Here is a 4,007-nt window from a genome sequence, read left to right as displayed (position 1 = left end):
CGTTGCGACTACTAACCAGTCGGACTTGGGGGCTGTGTGCGGCATGGCAGGGTTAGTTTGTAGGACTTGCTGCAATTGATCGATGTTCAATGCAAAGCCAATCCCAGGGAAGTTTTGCCCCTGTGGGTGATAGAGCGCCAGTAGTTTGTCGTAGCGGCCACCTTTACCGAGAATATGAGCGCGATCTTCAGTAACGCTGACTGCTTCAAAGACGATACCAGTATAGTAATCGAAGGTTTGGATCAGACTTAAGTCCAAGATGAGCGGTAATGATGTTTGACTAGTGGTCGTCAATAATTCGATTAAAGTCTGGAGATGGGCGATGGTTGCTTGACTCTGGGGATCGAGTTCGAGCTGAGTCAATCGTGCCAATACCCCAGCCGGATTGCCCCGTAAATCTAGTAGTAAGAGTGCTAGTTGCTGGTGCTGAGGCGTCAGCGGCAATCGTTCGAGGGTAACTCGATCGAGATGTGCCAAGCAATGCCGAATTTGGGTCTGAAATTCGATCGGGAATTGGGCGATGAGGGCGCGGCTCAAACCTGCTTCGCCGAGGATGATTTGCCAATTAGGAACGCCCAAGGATCTCAAACAATCCACCATCAAGAGAATCGCTTCGACATCAGCCAGCATCCCGCCGCTGCCTAGTAATTCAATTCCCGATTGATAAAATTCTTGTTGACGACCGTGATGTTCGAGATCGGCACGGCGAAAGACGTTAGCGTTGTAATACAGCCGCTGTGGATATAGATCCCCCATTCGCGCTACCGCTGCACGGGCGATCGAAGCAGTCAACTCTGGGCGCAAGCCTAGCGTACCACCTTTGGCGCTCGGAATTTGAATGACAGTTTCGCGATCGACCGCTCCGCCAGCAATCAGCGTTTCCAGTCGCTCCAAGGTCGAAGTCACGATCCGATGGTAGCCCCAGCGGTGAAATACATCCTGAATGCCGCTTTCCACCCACTGCTGCTGAGCGACATCTAACGGTAATAAATCCCTAGCACCGGGCGCATAAAAATTAATGGACGCGCTGCGGTTGGTTGCAAGCTGCGCCGAGGTGCGCTCCGTACCAGCAGCATCGCCGCCAACAAATTGAGGATGGGCATTATTATCGCCTGGTGTGGGCAAGAAAACAGCAGGATTGCGATCTGTCATGTGTTTGGAGGTGGCAACTTCCTAATTTTAATCGATCGCGTGCAGTGGCTCATCACACGTTTGGGATTAAAGATCCGCTCGGGCTATTTCTTGCCGCCAAATAAGCCACTAAACATTCCTTCACTGGCTTTTTTGGGAGCATTTTTACCATTAGTACCGTTGCTCGGATTGGACGCCCGCTCGAATTCCTGCTTAGCTTGCAGCACTTGGGGATCTTTAGGTGCTAGTTGCAGGGCTTTATTAATCGAAATTTTTGCCATAGTTAATTGGTGCTGATTGAGATAAACCAGTCCCAACAAGGTGTGCGCTCGGGCGTTATTTGGCTCGGCACTAATGACTTCTTTGATTTCGGGTACTGCTTTGACCCAATTTTTCTTGCTCGTATAATCTTCGGCGCGTCGCAATGCGCCTTCGACTGGAGATGGTTTATTTGACTCGGCGGATGAGTTTTCTTTAGCCGCACTTGCAGTAGGATTATTCGCAGCTACTGGAGGTGTAGACCTGACTGATTGCAACTGTTTGCGTAACAGATACACCATATTCAATTCGCTAATTTGATTGATAATCGGCGCGCTATTGTTGGGATCTGAATACTGCTCGGTTGCTAGTTGCGTCAAGAGCCGATCGTAAACATGCTCGAAATCATTACCGCTTTGGTAAAGTTGCTGGCATAACGGATCGGCGATCTGAATTTGACTGCTCTGTTCGACCAATCTTTTACCCAACAGGTCGAGCATGATAATCTGCTCTTGAAGCTGCGACTGTCGCGACAATTGCCCGTAAGCATGAGTAATCAGTCGCGAAAACAATCTTATAGCAAGCTGTTTATCTGCTTCTGTTTTCCAGCGCGCACTATCGGGATGCAATAACCTGGCTACAGCTTGGTAGCGTTCTCTAATATTTATTTCTTCAGCATTCACGCCCACACCCAGAATAGCGTGTCGATCGGTGAATTCAAATTGAAATAGTCCTCGATCTAATTGAAAACTCATAGACATGCGATCCGCAGCAACAGGTATCTCGTGGGTTGGATTGAGTACGCCCAGATCTGAGTGGTATCGCTTGCGGTCGGGTCGCAAGCTTTAGGCTTCGGATTCTGCTGCTACCTGTATCCAGGCGCAGACTTTTTCGGGGTACACCCTTTATATATTCCCTATTTCGATCGCAATATTCACGTTTGCCTAAAATTTGTTGGTAATTAGGTTTTAGCCCCACCTGACACAAATAGTGCAAAAGCCAGCAGAGGGTACAAAAGGGTCGAAAATCATGATTGCGCTTTACTACATTTGTAATCCTTAAGTGCCGATCGCTCAATTAAAGATCTGTTCTCTCGGCTTGAAATGCCGCTATGAGCTAGTAGTAAGATGTTGGGGCAGCATAAAATCATACTTGCAAACATTCACATCTCGCACACAGGTTATTTGATACTTAACTAGCGCGATTCGATCGAGAATCGCAAATGATATAATTAGTCGATCGAGACACAACGCCCACGAGCAATTGGAGATAAAATGACGATCGCGAGTAGAACATCCCCAATTGAAGTTGCGATCGGGAAAGGAGATGTCCGCACGATCCAGCGCGGAAAAACCTGGGCACAATTCGAGCATCTGCAACAAGGTTTCAATGATACTCGTGGGGTAAAGTTATTTTATTACAGTGGGACGATTGAAATTCTGATGCCGGGAGCTGCACATGAATTATTCAAAAAGATTATTGCGATTTTGATTGAGGTATTTTTATTAGATCGCAAAATTGAGTTTGAACCTACCGGATCGATGACTCAAAAGCGGGAAGGTGCAGCGGCGGCTGAGGCGGATGAATCCTATGAAATTCAAGGAGCCAAGCTGTGTGTTGAAGTCAACTTCACCAGTGGCGATGAATCTAAATTACAGTGCTATCGGGAGTTAGGAATTGATGAAGTTTGGTTTTGGGATGATGGTGTCTTAGCCGTTTATAGCCTCCAATCTGATGGATATCAAAAAGTAAACCGCAGTCAAATTTCTGTACTTGCGCCCATCGATCTAGCGATCGTGGCTGAATGTATTCTCATCGGCGAGACTTCCCGGATTGAAGCTGTCGAGAGATTCCGTCAGGCACATCCTAATTAAATAGCAATATCTCGATCGAGTACCCAGGATTCGACGAGCAAAGATTCCTCCTAGCATCGATCCTAGTAATATAAGTCAGGGTTTGAGCCAAGACCAAGGTTCGATCTGTGCGACATGCAGTAGTGTTTGACTCAACTCCTCATGTAAGCGATCGTTAGTTGCCAAAATTCGACCCGATCGAATGTCAAAAGGCGTGCGATCGTAGGCAGTAACAATTCCACCAGCCGCCTCTACAATCGCCACCCCAGCCGCCAAATCCCATGGCGATAGTCCCCGCTCCCAATAGCCATCTAGCCTGCCACAGGCGACGTAAGCGAGGTCTATGGATGCGGCTCCCGCCCGTCGGACACCTTGGGTAACGTGGGTGAGATAGCAAAATTCTTGATAATTATTATCCGCAGTTTCGCGGCGATCGTACGCAAATCCAGTGACAAGCAGACTTTGAGCTAATTTAGCCACACTCGAAACGTGAATCGGTTTGTCGTTACAAGTGGCACCCAGTCCGAGCGCACCGCTAAATAGTTCGCGGTGGAACGGATCGTAGATTGCCCCGACTGTCGGCACCCCATCGATTAACAACCCGATCGAGGCGGCGGAAAACGGGTACTGGTGAGCATAATTTGTCGTCCCATCTAGGGGATCGATCGCCCAGAGGTACTTCGCATCGGTCGCCCCATATTGTCCCGATTCCTCAGCCAAGATCGAATGCTCCGGGAAATGCTGGCGCAAGACTTCTAAAATTAC

4 protein-coding genes are annotated in these 4,007 nt (G+C 48.4%); 1 reads left to right on the top strand and 3 read right to left on the bottom strand.

Translation table 11 applies throughout. The features are described from left to right. The coding region (locus RMO52_RS20710) for an ATP phosphoribosyltransferase regulatory subunit (RefSeq protein ID WP_310418051.1) at positions 1–1,152 on the bottom strand (1,152 nt) is incomplete at its 3' end. Positions 1,153–1,235: 83 nt separating this feature from the next. Continuing rightward, positions 1,236–2,144, bottom strand: a complete 909-nt coding sequence (locus tag RMO52_RS20705) for a molecular chaperone DnaJ (protein ID WP_310418047.1) — start codon at positions 2,142–2,144, stop codon at positions 1,236–1,238. Between the two features lie 519 nt (positions 2,145–2,663). On the opposite strand from RMO52_RS20705, the gene RMO52_RS20700 reads away from it, so the two are divergent. Next, positions 2,664–3,263 (top strand): Uma2 family endonuclease, encoded by a 600-nt coding sequence (locus tag RMO52_RS20700; RefSeq protein WP_309742092.1) that lies wholly within the window; start codon positions 2,664–2,666, stop codon positions 3,261–3,263. Between the two features lie 75 nt (positions 3,264–3,338). Here the strand turns inward: RMO52_RS20700 and RMO52_RS20695 are convergent. Continuing rightward, positions 3,339–4,007 (bottom strand): inositol monophosphatase family protein (locus RMO52_RS20695; RefSeq protein WP_310418044.1); only part of this gene is annotated, 669 nt, incomplete at its 5' end.

Origin of the sequence: Chamaesiphon sp. OTE_8_metabat_110 (assembly GCF_031382685.1) — a bacterium.
Taxonomy (GTDB): domain Bacteria; phylum Cyanobacteriota; class Cyanobacteriia; order Cyanobacteriales; family Chamaesiphonaceae; genus Chamaesiphon.
The sequence above is the reverse complement of the archived record's forward strand: the minus strand, read 5'-3'. Positions and strand labels throughout refer to the sequence as shown.